Consider the following 19,099-nt stretch of genomic DNA (forward strand, 5'->3'; position numbering starts at 1 on the left):
GGGCCACGGCTGGTTGATGGCGGGAACGCCGGTCTGTACTGCTGCTTCCATTTGCATGCTCCTGTGGAGTGGTAAAGAAAAGGGACGAAGGGATCAATAAATGAATCTGCGGAAGGGGCGGACTCGGAACTCGTTGTCCCGGTAGCGGTTGTGCGTGTAGCCGTTCTCGAAATCGACCGCCCACGGATAGCCATGGTGCTCGCTGCGGCTCCAGTAGTACTCGGGAGCGAAGTGCTCGCGCGCATTGATGTAGGCCAGCATCAGGTCTTCCTGGTCTGGGGCTCGCCAGTCGCTGAACCCGTTCAGCTCATCGCCCTCGGCCACGACTTTCTGAACGCGGCTGAATGGCACATAAACGTGGTCGAACTCCACGCCGCCGGGAATGACGACGTGGTGCACAACGCCGTTGATGAGGCGTGAGCCGATGTAGATGCCGCCCTGAGCGGGCCACGGCTGGTTGATGGCGGGAACGCCGGTCTGTACTGCTGCTTCCATTTGCATGCTCCTGTGGAGTGGTAAAGAAAAGGGACGAAGGGATCAATAAATGAATCTGCGGAAGGGGCGGACTCGGTACTCGCTGCTCCGGTAGCGGCAGTCCGTGGCGCCGATCCCGAAATCGACCGCCCACGCGTAGCTCTCGGAGTACGGCGTGCTGGTCCAGTACCAGCTGTCCTTCCCGAAGGTGCTGTGCAGCGTGGCGCCGGCGAAATTCAGTTCGCGCCGCGCGGGCAGGTAGAAGTCGCTGTGGCCATCGCGCTCGTACTTGGCGGCCAGGTCTGCGGCGGGGCACTCCTTGCGGATGCGCTTCGTGTTCTCCAGCCCGTCCCAGTCGGACAGTTCCCGTTCGCCATCGGGCGCCCAGCGGGCCCGGCCCACGTCCTGCTCCGCAGCGACGATCAGCCCGAAGGGCACGCCGTCATCACCCTGGAAGTCGCCTGCGTAGATCCCGCCCTGGCCAGCCCAGTACTCGCCGATGGAGGGGCGGTTGGTTGGGCCCTCGGTGGCTGATGGCTCATCCTCTCCATCGCGCAGCAGCGATGCGAAGAGTGCGCTTGCCATGGCAGGCTGCGCCGTGTGGAAGTTGAAGACCGGGTTGTTGATGGTGATGTGCATGGCTGCTCCTGGTGGTGGATGTAAAAAAGCCCGCATGCGGCGGGCTTGGGTGGAGGAACGGCGGGGGTTAGGCGTTGGCTGGGTCAGCCTCGGGCTCGGGCTTCGGCGCCGGGAATTTGTCGAACGGGAGCGCCTTGATGCGCTTGCCGAAAAACGTGCCCTTGGAATCCGCCGCCATGAATTCGGCATACAGCTCGGGGCTCACGTCCGGGTAGTGGTAGATGGCGCCCGCACCGCGGGCAAAGCTGACGGCCAGGGTGCTGGTCGCAGGGTCGTAGCCCACGGCGCCCACTTGGTTGGACTGGACAGGTGCCATTGGGATCGCGACGTAGGGCTTGTCGGCGAAAGCGGCAGGGGCGGAAGTTGGGCGGGGCATGGTGAGTTCTCCGGAAATGAAAAAGGCCCGCGCATCGGCGGGCCCGGGTTGGGGAAGGGAAGGATTCGCGTTTCAAGCGGCGGTCGTTGCGGTGGCTTCTTGGGCCGCCTCCATGGCTCGTCGCGCAACAGCGCGGCACAGCATTGGGAACAAGGCGGCAGGGAAGTGCACAGAGGCTTTGACGCGCGTCGTGGTGAAGCCCATCGCTTCGAGACCTGCGGCGTCCAGCTTGATCGGCGCCAACAAGGTGTTGATGCGACCCAACGTGATGGTGTCGTCCTCGACTGTGGAGGCGCTCGCCTGTGCAGCGCCGATGGCATGGCGCGCATCGATCTCCGAGACTGCATCGTTCTTGAGGTCGGCGGCAAGGCCGCTCAATGCGTCAAGCAGTGGCGCAGGGAGTGCTTCGACCGCGCGTGCCTCGGCGATGCCTTCCTGGGCCAGCTTCTCCGCGTCGATCAACTGCTGGCGCTTCGCCGCTTCATCGGCGGCCTGTCGTGCCTTGCCGATGCGCAGCGCGGCCAGCGCTTGAAAGTCTTCGGCCGCCTTCGTGCCTACTGCGGCGAAGTCCGGGAACAGGGTGATCCAGTCCTGGTCTTCCTGCTTCAAGTGGGCGCGGTTTGCGGCCAGCCGCGCAGCGGCGACGTAAGCATCCGCCATGGCGCTGGCAAGTGCCGCCTTCACCTTGTTTTCCATGCTGGCCAGCGACTTCAGCCCTTTCGTTACGGGCTCGAAAGATCCGCGTGGTGCCTGCAGGTAGTTCGCGTCGAGCTGGAAATTCAGGCTGCCGATGTGCTCTGCCAGATCCTTGTCGGCTTTCGCCAGGATCGCCTCCTTGCGAGAAACCTTCTCGGTCTTCACCATCTTCTCGATGGCGATGGCCTTATCCGTGGCAATCCTGTCCAACTGCTCCAGTACGCGCAGCACCTCGTCCACGTCGTGCATGTTGGCGCGCACAGCTTTCACGGCCAGCTTCATCCCATCGGCCACCTCGCGCAGCCACTTGCCATCGGCATCCCCCTGGGCGAAATCGTCGTCGGTCACCAACTCCATGTTCACGGAGTTGATGCGGGCCAGTGCGATCACCTGGAACTCATCCAGGTTGCTGGCGGTGATGGCGCCGCTGGCCTCTATGCGCAGCGCGGGGAGGGCCTGTTGGAGCTTGGCGGCCGCGGGCTCAGCCTTGGGCGGCGTGTAGGCCGCCACGTCCTTCTCCAACAGCTCCCAGCCGGCCACGATCTTGCCGCGCAGCGCCGGGTTCGGCGTGTACCAGCAGTGCCGCTCCTCCACCAGCTCCCACTCGCCCGTTTCGCCGTTGAGGCGCCATTCGGACGCCATGAACAGGATGCGCTCGATGGTGGGGCAGACCATGGCCTGGTGCTCGCACTGCACCTGGTAGCACAGCGGCAGATCCTCGCCCGTGCAGTCTGGCACCATTGCCTCGCGCAAGGCAGCGTTTAACCTTTTGTGTTCAAACCCGACGTCCTCCAGCATGGTCAGCCCGTCGAAGCTAGCGCCATACACGCCGTCGTCGTGCACGCCTACCACCGGGTACAGCTCCTCGCCCACGATGGTGTCGGCCAGCGGGCGGGCCAAGCCCTCGAATAGGTGGCCGCTGCTCAGGATGGCCTGCTGCTCGGGGCTGAACTCCTGCCCAATGCCGGTGGCCAGCTCGCGCACCAGCTCGCTACGTTTCTTGTACGGGCTGCAGTCCAGAACGGCCGGCGCGTCGCTGGCGTTGCGCGTGGTGCGGCGGTGGGCGAGCCACTCGGGGCTGCCCTGCGTCAATCGAAGGTGGCGCATATTTAGCCTCCCAGCTCTGCCAAGCGCAAATTGAAGATGTCGTTGAGTGCGCTGCGGTGCTCGTGCTGCAGCGTGTCGATCAGGTCGGCGGCCTGGTAGAGCGCGTCCGTGTCCTTGGCTTCGCGCAGGCGCTGGGCCAGCGTGTCGGCGTCAACGGTCGGCGCGTCGGCGTCCGGCGTTACGGCTTCGGCGTGCTCCTTCACGATGGCGTCCTGCGGTGCCAGCGCTGCCACAGCATCCGCCAGGGCCTTGCGCTGCTCGCCCGTCACGGAGCCCTTGGACTCCAAGGTGACGATCACTGCGTCCAGCGTCTTCTTGCCGGCGGCGATGGCCTTCGCCCAGCCGGGCATGCCCTTCTTGAATTCGGCGTCCGGATAGGTCTTCTCGTCTTCCGCAACGGTGCCAGTGGTCGGGTCCAGCGTGCCGGAACTCGGTGGCACGACATGGCTGCCGGTGTGCACAACGTTGCCGGCGCCGTCCTGTACAAAAACGTCCTGCACCTCCTCTGCGGTGGGCAGACCCATCAGCAGCTCCGGCGCGTAGATTCGGCCGAAGAACGCGGCGCTGCGGTAGCGCAGCATCAGGTCGGGCATGGAGCGCCATTTGCTGCCGTTCTTCCCATACCAACCCTCGTTGACGGCCATTTCCATCGTCACAGGCGCTGACTCCAGGCGCTGCCCGGTGGCCTTTTCTGTGGCCCAGGCAACGCAGCGCGCGTTCTTGATGCGGATCTTGTGCTTCTTCTCGATCTTCTGCCGGTTCTCCCACTCGAAGGTCGAGTAAGTCGCGTCGATTTCGTCCAGCCATTCGAGGTCGAAACGCAGGGGGCTGAACTTACCGCTGCTGTTGATGGCGGCGATGATGAATTGGCTTGACCAGCTCGGCTTGCCTTCGATGACGTGCAGGTTCTGCATCACCTGCAGCGGGTTGGCATTCATCCGCTGCGCCATGTCCAGCGCGATCATGCAGTTGGACATCGCTGCAGGGTTCGGCTCGATCTTCTGGTTCTGACCGTAGCCTGATGTGACCATGGCCTGGTAGGCGGTGGGAACCATGGTGCTGCTGGCGAAGGCCTTGGCCGTGCGCTGCAGGAACTCGAAGCTGGCGAGGTCACCGAAGCCCATGGTGACGGGGAGTTGGGCGCCGCTCTGCGCCAGGGCGGTGGTTTGTTGTGTGCTCATGGATTGCTCAGTAGATGAAAGGTTGGTGCAGCCACGCCATGTAGAGAGCCATGGCGAGGGACACGGATAGGAGCCAGGCGGCAAGGGCGAGGGGAAAGTTCATGGGGTGCGCCGGAAGGTGACGACCCACACCCAGGGGTCGGTGTCCCAGGAATCCGGACCGTTGATTTCCTGCCACAGCGAGCGAAACCCTACGCGGTAGGGCTGCGGCCCGCTGCAGCCGATGTCAGCGCAGGAAAGTCGAACGTGGTCGCACGGGTCGGGGATCGGCTTTGTGCCCTCTGCCTGAGCATCCGCTTCGCTTATGTCCTGCAGGCGCTCCACTCGCACGTCGGTGATCTCCAGCAGGATGCGGCTGGCCCACCGGGGCATGTGGATAGGCGATTTCCACAGCGAGAAGGGCTTCTCGTTGCGCTCGCCGCACTGGTGCTCGCCCCACGTCTTGCCAAGCCGAGCGTCGGACACCGTGGCCTGCGAAACACCAAACTTGCGGGCAAGATCGCGTTGAGACAGCGCTGAAGATCGAATCTCAGCAACAGCAGCACCGTCTAGCTTGGCGGCGTGGTGCGCCTCGCCCATGCCTCCGCCGTGACCCTTACGGTCCTGCCAGTTGTCAGCGTGGGTGCCCCAATCGAGGTTGGCCGGCGTGCTATTAGCGCGGTCGCAATCAAGATGGCGGACCTGCGCGCCAGGCGTTGGTGGAGGCCCGTAGAACGATTCGCAGACCAGTCGATGTACCGCGTGCGTCTCCCTTGCGCCTCGGCTCAGGCAAACGGTGTGGTAGCCCTTGCTGTTTGGCGATGGCGTCAACGGCTTAGGGTCGCCGCGGTCCATCCGATAGATCACGCCGTCGGTGCCCGCCGCGTAGATCCCCTCCCACCCGGAAATCGGCTTGAAATACACGGGGAACAGGTTGGCGGCATGTTTCACCCACAGCCTGTCGCCAGGCTGGCCGTATGGGCAAGGAAACGGATCGCCAGTGCCGTGCCCGGTTGCCGCAAGCACCCAGTTCCATCCGCCTTGCCCGTTGTGATACGGGACAATCGGATGATGCTTTCTCGGGTCGTTCTCAGGTTGTGGCTTGATAGCCCGCCGCGTCAGGGTCTTGCTGCCATCCAGCAGCGCGCGGACCATGGGCCCGCTGAACAGGATTGGTCGCTCCGTCATCGCGCCACCTCCACGCGCCGCAGGCAGCGCATCGACTTGTCGTCCAGCCATTCCGCTTCGCGGCCGGGCCCACACGCCCGCTGAGCGGCCCATGCGCGCGAGTGCAGCGCGGCCTCGTCTTCTCGGTCGGCTTCGGCCTCGGCGTGGCCATTGCCGGCCAGGGCTCCCACGCCCAGCGTCAGCACGCTCGCTGCGAGCCAGATGAGTGCGTGCTTCATGCGGGGTCACCCTGCTCGAGGGATGCGGGGTCGAGGTCTGCGCCGATGACCAGCGCCTCGTGTGGAACCTCCGCTGGAACATGCAGGTGTTCATCGATCGCCGCGCGGACACCGCGCCCGCCGTTGCGGACGTCGATGACACCGCCCGTTACGAGCGAGATCACGTCCACGGGTTGGGCGTCGAGGAAGTCCAGCCTCTGCTTGTCCGTGGGGATGTGGCGGGCGAGGTTGTGCTTGCGGATGAGGTCGTTTTGCCGCTTCGCTGCGGCAAGTCCTGGAGGAAGGCTCATGGTCTTTTGGCCTCTTTGGGCATTGAGGTAGAGAGCGCCCGCAGCGCGGCCGTGCACTCGGCACAGACGTCGCGGGCTCGGAATTTCGTGGCGCCGGCGGCCGGCTTGGTCTGCTCGCAGCGGATGCAGTCGATGCGCTGCGCTGGCGCAAGGTCGGCCAGAGTGAGGCGTGGCGCGCGCCCCTTGGCGGGGCTGCGCTTCATGGCTCAACGGGTTCGGGGTGATCGGGGTCCCGCGGGTCCGGATGTGCAGCCAGCCTGCGCTGGTAGGCCCGCTCGCGCTGCGCTTCGTCCAGCTCGTCGTTGTCGATCAGCAGGGATGGGTCGATTGGCCAGCAGCGGTGTGTCAGCGTGGTGATGGGCACGGCAGTCATCGGGCGCTGCCTTCCTGGCCTGCAGCGGGGGCTTTGTGGCCGCTGCTGTGGATTGCATGCCGCAGCGCGGCGTTCTGATCCACGAACCGAGCGAATGCCTCGGCAGAGATGACCGGAGGGCAGTCTTCGCGCCCTTCGTCAGGTGTTGCAGCACCATGCAGTTGCCGCATCACTCGCATGGATTGGGCAAGCAGCGCCCGCAATTCATCGACCATGGCGGAGAGGTGAAAATTTGCCGACTCTGCCCCCGCAAGTTCAGCTTTGCATGCATTCCGTTCGCGGCGAGCATCATCGCGTGATTGGCACAGGTCGCGCAGCTCTATGCTGTCTCGGTCATGCTGACCTTGATGTTCGCTCGGCGCTGCCACACTGCTGGCGTCACCTCGCGCTATCCTCGCCCGGAGCAGATCCACCACAGCCCGCAGCTGCGGTGCATCGTCTCGTGCGGCCTGCTCAATCTCCGGCAGGATGGCTCTGAAAATGTCCAGGTCGTTGGATTGCATGAATGCCTCGGGCAAGAAAAAGCCCGCGCAGTGGCGGGCCAGTTGGAATAAAAAAGCCCGCCGAAGCGGGCAAGGGCGCTGTGGGGGCACCCAGGGAGGAAAAGAAAGACCGCTGCCCTGAAGGGCTGTCAGATCAGGGTTCGTGGTCCTGTTCCGGCGCGGTGAAGGGCGGCCCTGAGCGGGGACGCCGAAAAGGAAACGCCCTCGGGGTGAGGGCGTGTGGTCATGAAGATGATGAGCGGGCTACCTTCCGCATTTTTCGGGCTGCTTTCCATAGGCCGCTTGGTCACAAGAACCGCGCCGCGCCGTCACAGGTCTGTCTGCCGCCTGAGCCTCGTGAGGACCTGGGCTTTCAGTCATGCGCTCACCATCATTGAAGCGGGCCGGACGGCCAGTCCCGGCTATAGCACTGTCTGACGTGCCCCGCATATGAACCGATCCAGAACCGAAGTCCCGCCAGGACCGTCACAGCACTTTCCGCCCGAGGTCGCGAACCCTCGCATGTTTTGGCAGTTTCGCAACCCTGTGCACTGCGTTCCCGCAGAACTTTGTTGCCGCCGCTTCAATGATGGTCCTCGTCTTTCCGAGGTGTCACCCTACCTTACGGTGCAGCTTCTCAGACTGCTGGTCGCGCAGGGTCTCGCATTGGTTTTTCATCACGACTGCAGACAGGTCAACCAGCATGCGTGATGGCCCTCCGGGGAGGGCATCTGCCGGGATTCCAACCGGCGTGGCCATTGCTGTTCTTGGCGGCCTTCACCTCAATTAATACTTTGCGCGCCACGATCTTGGCGCCTGTCTTTTTAGCTCTCGCTGGGGACAGCACCCAGCGCGCGACGTTGAAAGCGTCTATGTGCTTCAAAGCTGTTGAGGCTAGGGCGGCCCACTGAGTTGCTCCATCGTCAGCGCCCACGCGCTCGATCCCAGGACTCACATCCGCTGCACACCGGTTCACCCGGCACCTGCGTTGGTCTACATGTCGGGTTGCTCTCGATGGATTGGCCCCATCGCGGTCCAGGCGGTTTGCTTGGTGCGATGGGTGTAATGTAGCAATGCTAAATTTTAGAGTCAACAGCAATGCTAAATATTTTCAGAACGGGGCGCGTGATACTTCGACGCTCACAGGCCCGATCCCCGACCAGATGAGGCGACCACCCTCGCGCTCCCGGACCTCGAACCAATCGGTCTGCACTTGGCGAACCTCGTACGCGTCAGCGGGCAGAGGCAGGATTTCCACAGAGGGGATTTGGAAGCCCCACTGGGGCATGTTGAGCAGGGTTGGGTGGCGGCCCTCCCGAACCCAGTCGGGTGTGAGACTCATGGCGCGGCCTCCACACGTACCGGGCCTGGGCCGCGGTAGACCTCGCGCGGGTGCTTGCCGGCCTGGATAACGGTCCAACAGCCATCGACCTCAAGCACCGAGTATTCGGCGACTGCTGCCGGCAGGGGGATCTCGCCTTTGTGGCCCGGGATGTCCGATGGCCAGTACAGCACCGATGGATAGGGCGCCCTGGCGAATTGGGATTGGGAGCAGCTGTTGGCATAGTCCACTTCGGCTGGCTGGTCCAGTTGGCGCTTTTCCCGCCTCGTGCCCGGCACGGCCACGGCTTCCGGGTGCTCCTTGCGGATCTGCTGTTCTGTGGTTTCCCATCGGCTTGTGACCCACCGACCGCCCCACTGGTAGCGCCACCGATGTGTGATTTCGATTCGCATGCTTCCTCCAAAAGACTGTAAATCTATACAGTGATTTGGGGTGGAGCAACCATCGTTGGCGGCGCCCTTGGTGGCATTTCTGAGCCTCTCGCCGCTTGGCGCCAACGGGGAATGCTTCAGAAAACTGAGCGTGGAAAGTGCGCATGATCCGACATGCTGCGGTGCCGAGCGGACGCATGCTGGCCGCATGTGCAACACCTACAAGCCGCCGGCCGACGCCCGGGCGATCGAACAGGGCTGGGAGATCAGCAACAAGACCGGGGACGGGCGCTGGTGGGATGACGTGCTGTATCCGCGCGGCCTGGGCCCATTCCTGCGGCGCGGCCGTGAGGACGCCGGCTACTCGCGCGAGCTGGTGGTAGGGCAGTGGGGCCTGATCCCCTGGTTCGCGAAAGAGCCGAAGTTGAAATACCCCACCAACAACGCCAGGTCAGAGGAGATGGCGGCCAAGGCCAGCTACAAGCAGCCATGGGCCCGCGGCCAGCGCTGCATCATCCCGGCTGAGTGGTTTGACGAGCCCAATTGGGAGACCGGGCGGAACGTATGGTGGCGCTTCCGGCGCGCCGACGGGCAGCTGTGGGGATTGGCTGGGTTGTGGAACACCTGGACCGACCAGGCCACGGGAGAACAGGTGGAGAGCTACACCATGCTGACCATCAACGCGGACCATGATCCGCTGATGTCGCGGATGCACAAGCCCGACAAGAAGCTGCCGCCCGACCAGCAGGACAAGCGGAGCGTCATCCCGCTGGACCCCGCCGACTACGACCAGTGGCTGGCCGGCACCGTGAAGGACGCGCAGGCGCTGCTGCGGCTCGCGCCGGTTGAGGTGTACGACGCTGGGCCCGTGGAGGCGTGAAAAAGCCCGCGCGGGGCGGGCTAGGTGGTGTGGGGCCTAGAGCACTGCAGCCAGATACTCCAGCTCCTTCCGGTACTTGGTCTGGGATTGGTTGACCTGAAGCCGGCTGCCGTTCACGGTATGAAACTGGCCGACTTTCAATTTCGGAATGGGGATACCTTCGGCTCCACTGATCCGCCCGGCGGACATGAAGTCATCCGTAATAACGAAAGCATCGGCTGGGTCGTCTACGTCGAACAGGTCGGGATACTTGGCGGCAGTGCTGTACGCGCGCTCCACGTACATCTGCGAAGCGCGATCCTTCACGCCCTTTTTTGGACTGCGAGCGCCCACCATGGTCATCACGATGGCCGCTACCTTGGGAGCTTCCATCCCCCCAGCTCGGTCGCCCCAGACATTGAAATCGCTGGCTGGATTGGAGAGCATGTCCAGTGTGATATCCAAGGATTCAATGGAGTGCTCGTCCACACGCACGGGGATGATGAGGGCATCAGCCGCACACCAAGCCAAGTGAGTTCCACCGCCATAGAACGGGCTGCAATCCATCAGGATTTTGCTGCAGTTCTTGGACTTCGCCTCATCGTTGAGCACAACTTTGAGGCTGAGCAAAATGTTGCTCACTGCCTTTTTGTTGCCGGCAGCCATGGCCTGTTGAAGTTGCTGGTACAGCGCAGAGGGGAAGGAGAACAATTGACCATCGCCAGGCACAAAAAAGCCTGCTTTTGCGCCTTTGAAATGGTCGTTGTAGGTGCTGATCCGATATGAGATGTCTCCTGGCACGTCTCCGAAAGCGGGCCCTAAGACTTTGGGGCGCAGAGCATCGCCAATTGTGATCTCGGGCTTTTGGCCCCGCATCAGAGATTCGGTCAAATTTCGCTGAGGGCACAAATCAGCAACCATTGTGGCGTTGTGCCTCGTGAACAGCCAGGCAAGGTTGAAGCTGAGAGTGGATTTGCCGATACCCCCGCGGAGATTGGAAACGGCGTAAGAGCGGCGGGCGAACTTGACCACCGCCTCATATCCCTCCTCTATGGATTTGTCGTGATTCGCAATGATGCGGTCGAGTCCAGATGCCATGGCTAAATTGTGCAGGTCGTTGAAGAAACTGCAGGTTATCAATTTCGCCGCAGGTCGTCAATAAACCTGCAGGTCGTTTGATTTTTCGCAGGCTTATGAGGCCGCCGGTGTTGGGCTAGGGCTTCCGTGGCACTCGCAGGGCGCGCCGGTTTCGCTCGGTTAATGCATGCCGGGAAGCAACTCCATCCCTGTGGACCTGCGCAGCTCTTCGTAGCTGATCGGCCGCCCCGTCTGTGCACTGGGTGCGTTTTGCTGCCAGTGCGCCCAGGATTTTCCCGTGCTCGGGTCGTAGACCAGCTTGAACAGGTGCGACGGCACGGCCACGCCGCCGGCGCCGATCCGCTGCGCGCCCGCCTCGAAGACCGGCCCGGTGATCACGTAGACGTCGCCCCGGGCGCGCATCACGTAGCGCCGCGTGTCCTCTTCGATCTTTGCCCACGGCCCGCTGTTCTGCGCGCGGTCCTGGGGCACCATATTCGCCAACGAAAACGACTGGGCCATTGCCTCGGGTGTCCGCATGTCGCCTGCTGGGGCCATGTGGCCCTTGGTCCAGTCGGATCCCTTGTAGTCGGCCAGCGTGGAGCGCTCGTCCGCTGGAAGGCGGGCTTCAGGGTAGAACCGGTCGGTCCGCTTCACGCCCTGGGCCTGCAGGATCTGGCGGTTGAGCCGCTGCGCCACGTACACCGGGGTCTTCGTGTTCCCGCTGTGGAGCACGGCGAACGAGTCGAAGCACAGCTCGCGCAGCTTGGGCGCTGCCGGGGTGACGGGCGGCACGCCGCCAGCGAAGTGCTGGGGGCAGGCCGCAAAGCCGGTGCCGGTAGAGGAGGGTGGCCGGGCCTGGGCGGGCGCCACGCCGGGTGCCACGCCGCAGCTCGTGACCTGCAGGCCGACCACCGCCGAGGCGAAGAGAGAGATCAGCAGCCGGCGAGCCTTGCCGGAGGTGCGATGGATCAGGGTGGCTGCCGACGCTCGGGCCGGCTTCTTCTTGCGCTTTGAGGTCATCCGCTTGTAGAAACCAGCGGTGGCGGTTCAGGAATTGAAGTCGGTTCAAGGTCCAAGCAAGAGACGCTGCCATCGTCAAGCGGAGCAGGCGCGCCGCAATTTGGGCATGCCCATCTCGTGCTGTCGAAAAGGTGCCCGCAAACTCTGCACGCGATCTGCTTCATCTCTGTCTCCTCACAAAACGGCTCCGGTCCAGACTGCCCGCCCGATGACTTCGAAGTCTGTTGCCGTCTGGTAGATCTTCTGTTTCGGCTTGAACGACGGGTTGTCAGCGGTGGCTAGGATGCCAACGCCATCGATGCGCTCAAGACGCTTGATGAGCAACTCCCCATCGCAGCGAAAGGCGAACAGCTCTCCGTTCAGCCGCTCGCGATCTCCGCGGTTCACCAGCACCACGGCGCCGTCAGGAATCCGCGGCTCGTTGCTCACCCCTTCCGCTTCGACCACCACTGCATCACCGGCCGCAACCCCCATGCGGCGCAAAAAGTCGGACCGGAAGACCAATGGCGGCATACCGTCCTCTGCCAGCACCACTTGGCCATGACCGTTAGAAAACCGAACATCGGCCCGACGTACCTCCACAAACTCGCTTTTCATGCTGGAAGACACCTCGGGGGCGCTGGTTTCCGACGCGTTGGGCGACGGGGGAGGTGTCGGCCCAGTTGCACGGATTTGAAGGGCTAGGCGCGGGCTGAATGCCTCGACTGGAACGCCCAGTCCCTGCGCATAAGCTGCAGCCGCTTTCAACCCAATTGGTCTATGTCCGCTCAAGTGCTGGGACAACATTGATGCGCCACCCGGCACTTTGTTATCCCGCGCGAACTGGGCTTTGTTTCGATCCTTCAACAGGGAGGCCAGAAGGGCGCCCTCCTGTTCCGGCGTCAGTTCGTGATTCATGTAGCAATGCTATTGAAATAGCTGTTTAGCATGGCTTGCTTTCAATCTTTAGCAATGCTAAAGTTCGGCCATGACTTACCAACAAGCCGTTTTCCTGGCGTGCGAAACGCTTGGCAGCCAAGCTGCTCTCGCGAAAGCAATAGAGGTCGCTCCTGCCCTTGTCCATCAGTGGCGAAGCGGATCGCGTCCAGTGCCGGTTCAGCACTGCCTTTCGATCGAGCGGGCTACCGGGGCGGCGGTCTCTCGCCGTGACCTTCGCCCTGACGACTGGCACCTGATCTGGCCAGAGCTCGCACCCGGCGCGGAGCAGTCCCCCTCCAAGGCGGAGGCCACCCATGGCTGACGCCCGTCTCAAGATATCGACGGGGATCCGTGTTACCGCGCCGGATACCGCCGTATCGAACTGCAGCCCGGGTGTCAGTGCTTCGGCCCATCCTTCGATGGGGACGCTGATGAAGATCCATTGGCCGCCGCAAGAAATTCCGGAGACACCTGGAACGCCACCCAGCCCAGGGCAGGGTGTCGAACTCCAATCACCGATCCGTGGGGGAACACCTCGCCCAGAAAAGCCGCAGCACCAGACACCACAGGAATCTCGGACAGGTTCTGCGGTGGTGTTTCGGGTACTGGCGGTTTGTATTGCCCTCGGAATTTGCAGATGGCTTTCACCAACTGGTCGAGGTGGTGACCCGTCAACTCGTCGGGATCGATCATGAGGTCGATTTCCCCATCCGGGTTTTCGACCATGGTCAGCTCTAGCAAGACTTTGGCTTCTTTCATGTCCGCCCTCCTTGGCGATGGTTGTGTAAGCGACTGCCATCGTAAGCCGGGGAGGGTGGGCGCCCCACTGCCGCTTCATGCGCCACAGCCCAAACCGTTGGGCTCCTGCGTGCGCATGGCCTCGCGCCGCTGCGCTTTGGCCAAGAGCCACGCGTCCCAGTCCGGTTCCCAGTTTCCCCCGTGCTCCTCCTCGACCTCCTCCCTCTCTGGGGCACGGGCTTTCCCGTCGGCGCTTGGTGCGCCGGCGGGCTTTTCTTCGCACGTGGAGGCCACCCCCTGAGGGGGCTTCGTTGCACGTCCTTCGGTGAGGCCCACGAGCGGCCGACTCCCCCGCAAAGGGGCTGATCCGACAGGGCGTGCAACCAAGTCTATTTTTTCAATCACCGCGATGGGAGTCGCATAAATCATGGATCGCAGTTTTGCCCCAGTCGAATGGAAACCGGAAGCAAGTGCTGGAAAGCACTCGCAAGTGGCCCTGCCGCTCATCGGTCTTGTGCCCCGGGCCCAGCTCTTGGACCTGCCGGTGCTGCAGCGCGCCACCTTCAACGGCTGCATGAACGAAGCCGTGCGCCACAGCGGAAAGGAGGACCAGGAGATCGCGGACGAGATCCACATCTCCCCGGGCTACATGAGCCGCTTCATGCGCGGTGTGGGGCAGCAGTGGGCCAAGCGGCTGGTGGCCTTCATGCGGACCACAAACAGCCTGGCGCCACTGCAGTGGATGGCGGAGCAGATGGGCTGCGAACTCACGGTCCGCAACGACGCCCGCCGCGAAGCCGACCTGCTGCGGGCGCGGCTCCTAGAACTCGAGAAATACGAACGGATTGCAGCATGACGATCTTCCCCCTCACCACCGCAGTGCTGCAGCAGCACGCCCGCGACGCAGCCGAGCAGGGCGTCCCCCTGGCCGAGGCCAATCACTACGAACCTGGCTCGGCGCTGTGGAGCGAGTTCAACGCCGCGTATGCCAAAGCGCTCGGCGAGTGCGAGGTGGCGTGATGCGCGCCAGTGACACCCTCGTCTCGGTGCGCACCCATGCGACTGGCGAGACCCGCGTCGATCTCGTCACCGCTGTCTGTTTCGGCGCGGCCGTGGAGCCTCTCGCACCGGAGGACCAGGAGCGCGAGCTGCGCATCCGTGCCCACGGGCAGCTGATGGAGGCCGAGATGCTGGCATGGGAGCGCACTGGCGAGTTCGATGCGCACGGCGCCGCGTCCCACCACCGCGCGCAGATGGAAGCACTGATCAAGCAGCGGCCCGAGCACGTGCGTGCACGCATGGCGGCGGAGAGGGGGTTGCCCCATGGCTGAATCCTGGATTCGCATGCGCGGAAGCCTGCCAACCAACCCTCGGGTGATCGCCATGGCGCGCGCGCTGCTGGCGGACCCTGATTTTCTGGACTGGTACGGCCACACCGATGTCACGGCTGAATCGTCACGCGCCGTCACGATGCGTCACGTGACGGTAGTGACGCGCGTCACTGTGGGCGCGCTGGTTCCACTGTGGGCGATGGTCAATGAGTGCGCCGCAGAGGATGGAATCTTGCATAAAACGACCCTGTTCGAGGTCGACGCGATGGCCGGCGTGCCAGGTTTCGGCCATGCGATGCGGGCGGTCGGATGGATTTTCGAGACGCCTGATGGTGTGCGCTTTCCCAATTTTCATGAGCACAACACCGTGAAGGAGAGCCGCTCTACAGCTGCAAAGACGCCGGCAGTGCGGGCCAAGGAGTACCGGGATCGCCAGAAGTCTGAGAGTGCAACGCCGTCACGAAATTCGTCACGTGACGGCGTCACGGAAAAACGTGACGCGTCACGTGACGCCGTCACCACAGATAAGAGAAGAGAAGAGAAGAATATAGAACCCCCTACGGGGGTGCAGGGGGGCGAGCCCCCCCCATCCCCCTCGGGTGTGAAGTTCGAAATCCCCGAGTGGATGCCTGCTCAGCCGTGGGAAGACTTCGTTTCCATGCGCAGGGCCAAGGGCAAGCGCGCCCCGTTCACGGTGGCAGCCGCCAAGGGAATCGTCCGCGAACTGGAGAAATTCCGGGAGCAGGGGCACGATCCTGCGGCTGTGCTGCAGGCGTCCGTGATGAACGGCTGGTCTGGCGTTTTTGCTCCAGGTGGGCGCAATGGCGCGCCTGCCGGCAGCGACTGGACATCGGGGGCGCAATGAACTTCCCCCGCTTCGCCGTCAACGCGCGCAATTTGCTGCAGACACGCCAGAACGGCTTCCGTCCCAGCAATCCCGTCAACGTGGCTTTGGCTGGAGACAACTTCGCGGGCACCACGCTGTACGTCCACGACGACATGCCCAACGACCTGGATTGGCGAATGCTGGTCAACGTCGATGTGTGGGTGTGGGCTGATCGCTCCGTGCCCCTTTCCCGCGTCATCGACACGACCGTCGCCATTTCGCGCGCCATGCCTTCGGGGCTGCTGCTGCGATTCATGGAGGCCGGTGCTGTGCACGACATCGACGTTGGCTCAGGCAACCACCACAACGGCGCCCCCGAAGTGGGCATCCAGCCAGAGCACTCCTTTCTCTGGCTCCCCATCAACGTCTGCGGCAGCGCCCTGGGCTACCGGCTCAAGCGCGCGCTGTGCAGCCCAACTGCAGGAGGAAAACGCAAATGCAGCTGATCGCTGACAACACCAATTTCGAGGACTATTTTGACGAGCAGCAGAACGATGCCGCTCTGGTGAAGCCCGCTAGTGAGTGGTGCGAGCAGGTCATCGACCGCTTTCATGGCGCCAACTCTCAAAGCAGTTGGCAGTCCATCGGCTGGAACAAGACGAATGGCCTCTTCGACCTGAGGCCGGGCGAAGTCACGATCTGGGCGGGCGTCAATGGTCACGGCAAGACCACCTTCCTGTCGAACGTGATGCTCAACATCATGAACGACCACGGTGCGAAGGTCTGCCTGGCGTCGCTGGAAATGAAGCCGGCCGTGAGCATGGCCAAGATGGCTCGACAGGCCATCGGCACAGGCCAGCCCACAGTGGAATACATCCGGGCCTTCCACAAGTGGACCGATGGCCGCCTGTGGATCTTCGACAAGGTCGGGAAAGTGGCTCCGAAGCGGATGCTGGGAGTGGCCACCTACGTGCGCAAGGAACTGGGCATCGACCACTTGGTGATCGACAGCCTGATGAAGTGCGGCCTTGGCACTGACGACTACACCGCGCAGAAGGACTTCGTTGACAGCCTCTGCGCCATTGCCATGGATACCGGGCTGCACATCCACCTGGTGTGCCACATGCGCAAGGGCGAAGCCGAGACAAAAGCCCCGGACAAGTTCGACGTGAAGGGCGCCGGCGAGATCGCCGACATGTCCGACAACATCGTGATCGTCTGGAAGAACGTCCGCAAGACTTCGAAGGACGAGAAAGACCAGAACAGCGACCCCGACGCCTACGTGCGCGTCGCCAAGCAGCGCCACTTCGAGTGGGAAGGCAGCTGGGCCTTCTGGTTCCACAAGGACACCCAGCAGTTCCTCGAATTCCAAGGCGGCCGACCGACCTGCGTGACGTTGGATGCGCAGGCCTCCGCGTTCCATTGATCCCCACCCACCACCAACCTGCAACCACCTGAGAGGACATCCACATGGGCAATTCCGTAACTCCCATCGCCTTCCGCGAACCGACCGATGTGCTGCTGACGCATGTCAACCACCGCAAGCAGTTTCACGGCGGCGGCGGTGACACCGTGCAAGGCATCGATCTGAACTTCGAATTCGATCGCCCCAACACCTTCCTGGACAGCCTGTTGCCTGGCCTGCGGGAGTCGCTGTATTGCAACCGCGACGCGGACAACGGTCAGGTAGACCTGGATGGTGTTGATGCACCTCTGCCAAACCTGCGCTACCCCAACCTGAACGGCGGCAGCTTCACGCTGATGAAGAAGAAGGACGCCTTCGCAGGCTATGAACTGGGCGTGCAGTTTGGCTTGGGCGATGACATCAGCAACATGCTTTTCGACTGCTGCAAGCTGAAGATCCAGAAGGTAGAAACCAACGAAGGCGGCACCGTCCGCGTGTTCATCCAAGTCAGCTACGGCGGCGATCGCGCCGACGGCAGCACCATCGGCAAGCTGATCGAGCAGGAGGGCGGCGAGGTCACCATCCAGTTGTGGCCGCCAGCTGTGACCCAACCGGTGGAAGAGCCCGAGGAAATGGAAAACCCATTCCCGGTGCAGGAGGCGGACGAGCCGCCGCTGACGGCCGGCGACATCTTCGCCAGCGGGCCCAGCAGCGACCAGGATGCTCACGAGCAGTCGGCGGCGCTGGAATCGGACGAGCGCTGAGCATGCTGTTCGTTGGCATTGATCCTGGCCTCACTGGGGCGGGCGCCGTGCTCGGGCCGCAAGGCCTGCGCGGCGTGTTCGACCTGCCGACCATGCCGATCCCGGGCGTGGGCCCGAAGGCATTGGTGCAGCGCAAGATCGACGGCCGCGCGCTGCTGGACCTGCTGCTCAAGACCTGCCCCGCAGGCGAGGCTCGGCCCACGATCGTGATCGAGGCCGTGGGCACCATGGGGGGCGCGAACAACGCGGTACAGACACAAGGGTCGCTGCTGCGCTCGCTGGGCGCGATCGAGACCGTGGCCGAGTGCCTCAAGTGCAAGGTGGTCTACGTTGCGCCCCAGACGTGGAAGCGCAGCTACGGGTTGATCGACCCCAATCTCAAGCACACGGCCCGCAAGACCAGGGCGCTGGAGACGGCCCGACGCTGCTTTCCGTCATGCACTGACCTCGCCCGGGCGAAGGACCACAACCGTGCCGAGGCGGTTCTGCTGGCGCGCTATGCGCAGATGGAGTTCGCATGACCACCGAAGCCTTCAGCCGCATGCAGCCTTTCGTGCTCAAGGCCCTGACCGCAGTGAAGCGCCGCCATTGCGCGGCGCCCAACTATGCCCCGGATGCGCCCGTGGCCGACCAGATCGCATGCCCCAAGTGCGGTGGCCGCCTGAACTACACGGTCGACACCAAGGGCATGACCTCCGCCCGCTGCGCCAGCGCCGGCTGCGTGAAGTGGAGCCTGCAGTGACCCTGATCCTTGTCCCGCCCGGCCGCGGCCAATGGCGCACGACCACCCTCCGGATCGACGGCGACCGCACGGCTCCGCTGTTCTTCCGGGTGGGACAGCGGATCGAGCTGGGCGGTGTCCTTTTCAGAATTTCGAAGGTTCTTCCATGACCAAAGCAAGCCCCATCCTCATCACGAAGCGCGCGTCCCTGGCCATGCTCCCTGAGCAGCAGCGCGCGACGCTGCGCCACGTGCTGATGGACGCCATCGGCGGCTTGGACCGCACGCACGATGGCCGCTGGCGCCGCTTCATGAACCGGCTGCTTCGCGCGGAGCCGGGCGAGGTTTTTCAACTCAACAGCGTGGTCCAGCGCTCCGGCGTGTTCCACCGCCGGCACATGGCTCTCGAGCAGAACCTGTTCGACCATCAGGAGCGGTGGCTGACGTTGACCTCCATGCGTGACTGGCTCAAGACTGGGGCGGGCTGGGTTGACTGGCACCCCAGCCCCAAGGGCGGGATCGTGCCCACCCCGCGATCCACCAGCTACGACGCCTGCAGCGACGATGAAATGCGTGAGGTGCACGAGGCCATGCTCGCCTTCCTGCACACGCCGCGGGCGCAGCAGTACCTCTGGCCCCACCTCCACCCGACTGGCAGGGCCGCCATGCTGGAGAGCGTGCTGGCTGACCGGGAAGAGGGTGGCCGAGCATGAAGCGCACTC

The 19,099-nt window shown here is 63.5% G+C and carries 30 protein-coding genes; 13 read left to right on the plus strand and 17 right to left on the minus strand.

Features of this window, described 5'->3' with window-relative positions:
• Positions 1 to 93: 93 nt before the first annotated feature.
• From AVTE2539_RS17655 to AVTE2539_RS17715, 13 genes are all read right to left on the minus strand, one after another.
• Positions 94 to 495, minus strand: a complete 402-nt coding sequence (locus AVTE2539_RS17655; protein ID WP_284412536.1) for an Lcl C-terminal domain-containing protein — start codon at positions 493 to 495, stop codon at positions 94 to 96.
• A gap of 42 nt (positions 496 to 537) precedes the next feature.
• Entirely contained in the window at positions 538 to 1,113 is a 576-nt protein-coding gene (locus tag AVTE2539_RS17660) for an Lcl C-terminal domain-containing protein (RefSeq protein WP_284412538.1), read from the minus strand.
• Positions 1,114 to 1,180: 67 nt separating this feature from the next.
• Entirely contained in the window at positions 1,181 to 1,489 is a 309-nt protein-coding gene (locus AVTE2539_RS17665) for a KTSC domain-containing protein (RefSeq protein ID WP_284412539.1), read from the minus strand.
• A 72-nt stretch (positions 1,490 to 1,561) separates the two neighbouring features.
• Positions 1,562 to 3,292 (minus strand): YqaJ viral recombinase family protein, encoded by a 1,731-nt coding sequence (locus tag AVTE2539_RS17670; protein ID WP_284412541.1) that lies wholly within the window; start codon positions 3,290 to 3,292, stop codon positions 1,562 to 1,564.
• 2 nt (positions 3,293 to 3,294) lie between these two features.
• Positions 3,295 to 4,473, minus strand: coding sequence for a recombinase family protein (locus AVTE2539_RS17675; RefSeq protein WP_284412543.1), 1,179 nt, complete (start codon positions 4,471 to 4,473; stop codon positions 3,295 to 3,297).
• Between the two features lie 99 nt (positions 4,474 to 4,572).
• On the minus strand, positions 4,573 to 5,640 hold the full coding sequence (locus AVTE2539_RS17680; RefSeq protein WP_284412546.1) for an HNH endonuclease: 1,068 nt from the start codon (positions 5,638 to 5,640) through the stop codon (positions 4,573 to 4,575).
• Positions 5,637 to 5,858: a hypothetical protein gene (locus AVTE2539_RS17685; RefSeq protein ID WP_284412548.1), complete on the minus strand. Its 222-nt coding sequence runs from the start codon at positions 5,856 to 5,858 to the stop codon at positions 5,637 to 5,639. The genes AVTE2539_RS17680 and AVTE2539_RS17685 overlap by 4 nt, the downstream gene beginning before the upstream one ends.
• The gene (locus AVTE2539_RS17690; RefSeq protein ID WP_284412550.1) at positions 5,855 to 6,148 is read right to left on the minus strand and encodes a hypothetical protein; all 294 of its coding nucleotides are present in this window, start codon (positions 6,146 to 6,148) and stop codon (positions 5,855 to 5,857) included. Before AVTE2539_RS17690 ends, AVTE2539_RS17685 begins: the two co-directional genes overlap by 4 nt.
• A complete protein-coding gene (locus AVTE2539_RS17695) occupies positions 6,145 to 6,351 on the minus strand; it encodes a hypothetical protein (protein ID WP_284412552.1) in 207 nt (68 codons plus the stop codon). The genes AVTE2539_RS17690 and AVTE2539_RS17695 overlap by 4 nt, the downstream gene beginning before the upstream one ends.
• Entirely contained in the window at positions 6,348 to 6,521 is a 174-nt protein-coding gene (locus tag AVTE2539_RS17700; protein WP_284412554.1) for a hypothetical protein, read from the minus strand. The genes AVTE2539_RS17695 and AVTE2539_RS17700 overlap by 4 nt, the downstream gene beginning before the upstream one ends.
• The gene (locus AVTE2539_RS17705; RefSeq protein ID WP_284412556.1) at positions 6,518 to 7,024 is read right to left on the minus strand and encodes a hypothetical protein; all 507 of its coding nucleotides are present in this window, start codon (positions 7,022 to 7,024) and stop codon (positions 6,518 to 6,520) included. Before AVTE2539_RS17705 ends, AVTE2539_RS17700 begins: the two co-directional genes overlap by 4 nt.
• A gap of 1,090 nt (positions 7,025 to 8,114) precedes the next feature.
• Positions 8,115 to 8,345, minus strand: coding sequence for a hypothetical protein (locus AVTE2539_RS17710; protein WP_284412558.1), 231 nt, complete (start codon positions 8,343 to 8,345; stop codon positions 8,115 to 8,117).
• Positions 8,342 to 8,737: a hypothetical protein gene (locus AVTE2539_RS17715; RefSeq protein ID WP_284412561.1), complete on the minus strand. Its 396-nt coding sequence runs from the start codon at positions 8,735 to 8,737 to the stop codon at positions 8,342 to 8,344. Before AVTE2539_RS17715 ends, AVTE2539_RS17710 begins: the two co-directional genes overlap by 4 nt.
• A 187-nt stretch (positions 8,738 to 8,924) precedes the next feature.
• Between AVTE2539_RS17715 and AVTE2539_RS17720 the strand changes: the two genes are divergently transcribed.
• On the plus strand, positions 8,925 to 9,596 hold the full coding sequence (locus tag AVTE2539_RS17720; protein ID WP_284412562.1) for an SOS response-associated peptidase: 672 nt from the start codon (positions 8,925 to 8,927) through the stop codon (positions 9,594 to 9,596).
• A 36-nt stretch (positions 9,597 to 9,632) separates the two neighbouring features.
• On the opposite strand, the gene AVTE2539_RS17725 is transcribed toward AVTE2539_RS17720, so the two are convergent.
• The 3 genes from AVTE2539_RS17725 to AVTE2539_RS17735 form a co-directional block, all read right to left on the minus strand.
• The gene (locus AVTE2539_RS17725) at positions 9,633 to 10,673 is read right to left on the minus strand and encodes a ParA family protein (RefSeq protein WP_284412564.1); all 1,041 of its coding nucleotides are present in this window, start codon (positions 10,671 to 10,673) and stop codon (positions 9,633 to 9,635) included.
• 159 nt (positions 10,674 to 10,832) lie between these two features.
• Positions 10,833 to 11,675 (minus strand): DNA/RNA non-specific endonuclease, encoded by an 843-nt coding sequence (locus AVTE2539_RS17730; protein WP_284412567.1) that lies wholly within the window; start codon positions 11,673 to 11,675, stop codon positions 10,833 to 10,835.
• Between the two features lie 174 nt (positions 11,676 to 11,849).
• Positions 11,850 to 12,572 carry a S24 family peptidase gene (locus tag AVTE2539_RS17735; protein WP_284412569.1) on the minus strand — a complete coding sequence of 241 codons (723 nt, stop codon included), beginning with the start codon at positions 12,570 to 12,572 and terminating at the stop codon, positions 11,850 to 11,852.
• Positions 12,573 to 12,642: 70 nt separating this feature from the next.
• Here AVTE2539_RS17735 and AVTE2539_RS17740 point away from each other — a divergent pair, with 70 nt between their 5' ends.
• Positions 12,643 to 12,915, plus strand: a complete 273-nt coding sequence (locus AVTE2539_RS17740; protein WP_284412571.1) for a transcriptional regulator — start codon at positions 12,643 to 12,645, stop codon at positions 12,913 to 12,915.
• Positions 12,916 to 12,989: 74 nt separating this feature from the next.
• On the opposite strand, the gene AVTE2539_RS17745 is transcribed toward AVTE2539_RS17740, so the two are convergent.
• Positions 12,990 to 13,352 (minus strand): hypothetical protein, encoded by a 363-nt coding sequence (locus AVTE2539_RS17745; protein ID WP_284412573.1) that lies wholly within the window; start codon positions 13,350 to 13,352, stop codon positions 12,990 to 12,992.
• Positions 13,353 to 13,821: 469 nt separating this feature from the next.
• Here AVTE2539_RS17745 and AVTE2539_RS17750 point away from each other — a divergent pair, with 469 nt between their 5' ends.
• The 11 genes from AVTE2539_RS17750 to AVTE2539_RS17800 are packed head-to-tail and all read left to right on the plus strand — an operon-like array spanning position 13,822 to position 19,090.
• Entirely contained in the window at positions 13,822 to 14,187 is a 366-nt protein-coding gene (locus AVTE2539_RS17750; protein ID WP_284412575.1) for a hypothetical protein, read from the plus strand.
• Positions 14,184 to 14,351: a hypothetical protein gene (locus AVTE2539_RS17755; RefSeq protein ID WP_284412577.1), complete on the plus strand. Its 168-nt coding sequence runs from the start codon at positions 14,184 to 14,186 to the stop codon at positions 14,349 to 14,351. Before AVTE2539_RS17750 ends, AVTE2539_RS17755 begins: the two co-directional genes overlap by 4 nt.
• Positions 14,351 to 14,662, plus strand: a complete 312-nt coding sequence (locus AVTE2539_RS17760; RefSeq protein ID WP_284412579.1) for a hypothetical protein — start codon at positions 14,351 to 14,353, stop codon at positions 14,660 to 14,662. Before AVTE2539_RS17755 ends, AVTE2539_RS17760 begins: the two co-directional genes overlap by 1 nt.
• Positions 14,655 to 15,527 (plus strand): phage replication initiator YdaU family protein, encoded by an 873-nt coding sequence (locus AVTE2539_RS17765; RefSeq protein ID WP_284412581.1) that lies wholly within the window; start codon positions 14,655 to 14,657, stop codon positions 15,525 to 15,527. Before AVTE2539_RS17760 ends, AVTE2539_RS17765 begins: the two co-directional genes overlap by 8 nt.
• Positions 15,524 to 15,994 (plus strand): hypothetical protein, encoded by a 471-nt coding sequence (locus AVTE2539_RS17770; RefSeq protein ID WP_284412583.1) that lies wholly within the window; start codon positions 15,524 to 15,526, stop codon positions 15,992 to 15,994. The genes AVTE2539_RS17765 and AVTE2539_RS17770 overlap by 4 nt, the downstream gene beginning before the upstream one ends.
• The gene (locus AVTE2539_RS17775; RefSeq protein WP_284412585.1) at positions 15,985 to 16,914 is read left to right on the plus strand and encodes a DnaB-like helicase C-terminal domain-containing protein; all 930 of its coding nucleotides are present in this window, start codon (positions 15,985 to 15,987) and stop codon (positions 16,912 to 16,914) included. The genes AVTE2539_RS17770 and AVTE2539_RS17775 overlap by 10 nt, the downstream gene beginning before the upstream one ends.
• Before the next feature lie 44 nt (positions 16,915 to 16,958).
• Positions 16,959 to 17,657 carry a hypothetical protein gene (locus tag AVTE2539_RS17780; protein ID WP_284412587.1) on the plus strand — a complete coding sequence of 233 codons (699 nt, stop codon included), beginning with the start codon at positions 16,959 to 16,961 and terminating at the stop codon, positions 17,655 to 17,657.
• Between the two features lie 2 nt (positions 17,658 to 17,659).
• Positions 17,660 to 18,178: a RuvC family protein gene (locus AVTE2539_RS17785; protein ID WP_284412589.1), complete on the plus strand. Its 519-nt coding sequence runs from the start codon at positions 17,660 to 17,662 to the stop codon at positions 18,176 to 18,178.
• Positions 18,175 to 18,399 (plus strand): hypothetical protein, encoded by a 225-nt coding sequence (locus AVTE2539_RS17790; protein WP_284412591.1) that lies wholly within the window; start codon positions 18,175 to 18,177, stop codon positions 18,397 to 18,399. Before AVTE2539_RS17785 ends, AVTE2539_RS17790 begins: the two co-directional genes overlap by 4 nt.
• Complete coding sequence (locus tag AVTE2539_RS17795; RefSeq protein ID WP_284412593.1) at positions 18,396 to 18,548, plus strand: hypothetical protein; 153 nt, start codon at positions 18,396 to 18,398, stop codon at positions 18,546 to 18,548. Before AVTE2539_RS17790 ends, AVTE2539_RS17795 begins: the two co-directional genes overlap by 4 nt.
• Positions 18,545 to 19,090 (plus strand): hypothetical protein, encoded by a 546-nt coding sequence (locus AVTE2539_RS17800; protein WP_284412595.1) that lies wholly within the window; start codon positions 18,545 to 18,547, stop codon positions 19,088 to 19,090. Before AVTE2539_RS17795 ends, AVTE2539_RS17800 begins: the two co-directional genes overlap by 4 nt.
• Positions 19,091 to 19,099: the final 9 nt, after the last annotated feature.

Origin of the sequence: Acidovorax sp. SUPP2539 (assembly GCF_030158975.1) — a bacterium.
Lineage (GTDB): Bacteria > Pseudomonadota > Gammaproteobacteria > Burkholderiales > Burkholderiaceae_C > Paracidovorax.

What these genes read in the sequence shown, in the direction of transcription:
- AVTE2539_RS17740 (WP_284412571.1), top strand. Translation starts at nt 12,643, where the DNA reads ATGACTTACCAACAAGCCGTTTTCCTGGCGTGCGAAACGCTTGGCAGC.
- AVTE2539_RS17695 (WP_284412552.1), bottom strand. Translation starts at nt 6,351, where the DNA reads ATGAAGCGCAGCCCCGCCAAGGGGCGCGCGCCACGCCTCACTCTGGCC.
- AVTE2539_RS17720 (WP_284412562.1), top strand. Translation starts at nt 8,925, where the DNA reads ATGTGCAACACCTACAAGCCGCCGGCCGACGCCCGGGCGATCGAACAG.
- AVTE2539_RS17690 (WP_284412550.1), bottom strand. Translation starts at nt 6,148, where the DNA reads ATGAGCCTTCCTCCAGGACTTGCCGCAGCGAAGCGGCAAAACGACCTC.
- AVTE2539_RS17665 (WP_284412539.1), bottom strand. Translation starts at nt 1,489, where the DNA reads ATGCCCCGCCCAACTTCCGCCCCTGCCGCTTTCGCCGACAAGCCCTAC.
- AVTE2539_RS17725 (WP_284412564.1), bottom strand. Translation starts at nt 10,673, where the DNA reads ATGGCATCTGGACTCGACCGCATCATTGCGAATCACGACAAATCCATA.
- AVTE2539_RS17745 (WP_284412573.1), bottom strand. Translation starts at nt 13,352, where the DNA reads ATGAAAGAAGCCAAAGTCTTGCTAGAGCTGACCATGGTCGAAAACCCG.
- AVTE2539_RS17760 (WP_284412579.1), top strand. Translation starts at nt 14,351, where the DNA reads ATGCGCGCCAGTGACACCCTCGTCTCGGTGCGCACCCATGCGACTGGC.
- AVTE2539_RS17700 (WP_284412554.1), bottom strand. Translation starts at nt 6,521, where the DNA reads ATGACTGCCGTGCCCATCACCACGCTGACACACCGCTGCTGGCCAATC.
- AVTE2539_RS17675 (WP_284412543.1), bottom strand. Translation starts at nt 4,473, where the DNA reads ATGAGCACACAACAAACCACCGCCCTGGCGCAGAGCGGCGCCCAACTC.
- AVTE2539_RS17755 (WP_284412577.1), top strand. Translation starts at nt 14,184, where the DNA reads ATGACGATCTTCCCCCTCACCACCGCAGTGCTGCAGCAGCACGCCCGC.
- AVTE2539_RS17655 (WP_284412536.1), bottom strand. Translation starts at nt 495, where the DNA reads ATGGAAGCAGCAGTACAGACCGGCGTTCCCGCCATCAACCAGCCGTGG.
- AVTE2539_RS17680 (WP_284412546.1), bottom strand. Translation starts at nt 5,640, where the DNA reads ATGACGGAGCGACCAATCCTGTTCAGCGGGCCCATGGTCCGCGCGCTG.
- AVTE2539_RS17705 (WP_284412556.1), bottom strand. Translation starts at nt 7,024, where the DNA reads ATGCAATCCAACGACCTGGACATTTTCAGAGCCATCCTGCCGGAGATT.
- AVTE2539_RS17775 (WP_284412585.1), top strand. Translation starts at nt 15,985, where the DNA reads ATGCAGCTGATCGCTGACAACACCAATTTCGAGGACTATTTTGACGAG.
- AVTE2539_RS17770 (WP_284412583.1), top strand. Translation starts at nt 15,524, where the DNA reads ATGAACTTCCCCCGCTTCGCCGTCAACGCGCGCAATTTGCTGCAGACA.
- AVTE2539_RS17660 (WP_284412538.1), bottom strand. Translation starts at nt 1,113, where the DNA reads ATGCACATCACCATCAACAACCCGGTCTTCAACTTCCACACGGCGCAG.
- AVTE2539_RS17670 (WP_284412541.1), bottom strand. Translation starts at nt 3,292, where the DNA reads ATGCGCCACCTTCGATTGACGCAGGGCAGCCCCGAGTGGCTCGCCCAC.
- AVTE2539_RS17785 (WP_284412589.1), top strand. Translation starts at nt 17,660, where the DNA reads ATGCTGTTCGTTGGCATTGATCCTGGCCTCACTGGGGCGGGCGCCGTG.
- AVTE2539_RS17685 (WP_284412548.1), bottom strand. Translation starts at nt 5,858, where the DNA reads ATGAAGCACGCACTCATCTGGCTCGCAGCGAGCGTGCTGACGCTGGGC.
- AVTE2539_RS17715 (WP_284412561.1), bottom strand. Translation starts at nt 8,737, where the DNA reads ATGCGAATCGAAATCACACATCGGTGGCGCTACCAGTGGGGCGGTCGG.
- AVTE2539_RS17790 (WP_284412591.1), top strand. Translation starts at nt 18,175, where the DNA reads ATGACCACCGAAGCCTTCAGCCGCATGCAGCCTTTCGTGCTCAAGGCC.
- AVTE2539_RS17800 (WP_284412595.1), top strand. Translation starts at nt 18,545, where the DNA reads ATGACCAAAGCAAGCCCCATCCTCATCACGAAGCGCGCGTCCCTGGCC.
- AVTE2539_RS17765 (WP_284412581.1), top strand. Translation starts at nt 14,655, where the DNA reads ATGGCTGAATCCTGGATTCGCATGCGCGGAAGCCTGCCAACCAACCCT.
- AVTE2539_RS17780 (WP_284412587.1), top strand. Translation starts at nt 16,959, where the DNA reads ATGGGCAATTCCGTAACTCCCATCGCCTTCCGCGAACCGACCGATGTG.
- AVTE2539_RS17730 (WP_284412567.1), bottom strand. Translation starts at nt 11,675, where the DNA reads ATGACCTCAAAGCGCAAGAAGAAGCCGGCCCGAGCGTCGGCAGCCACC.
- AVTE2539_RS17735 (WP_284412569.1), bottom strand. Translation starts at nt 12,572, where the DNA reads ATGAATCACGAACTGACGCCGGAACAGGAGGGCGCCCTTCTGGCCTCC.
- AVTE2539_RS17710 (WP_284412558.1), bottom strand. Translation starts at nt 8,345, where the DNA reads ATGAGTCTCACACCCGACTGGGTTCGGGAGGGCCGCCACCCAACCCTG.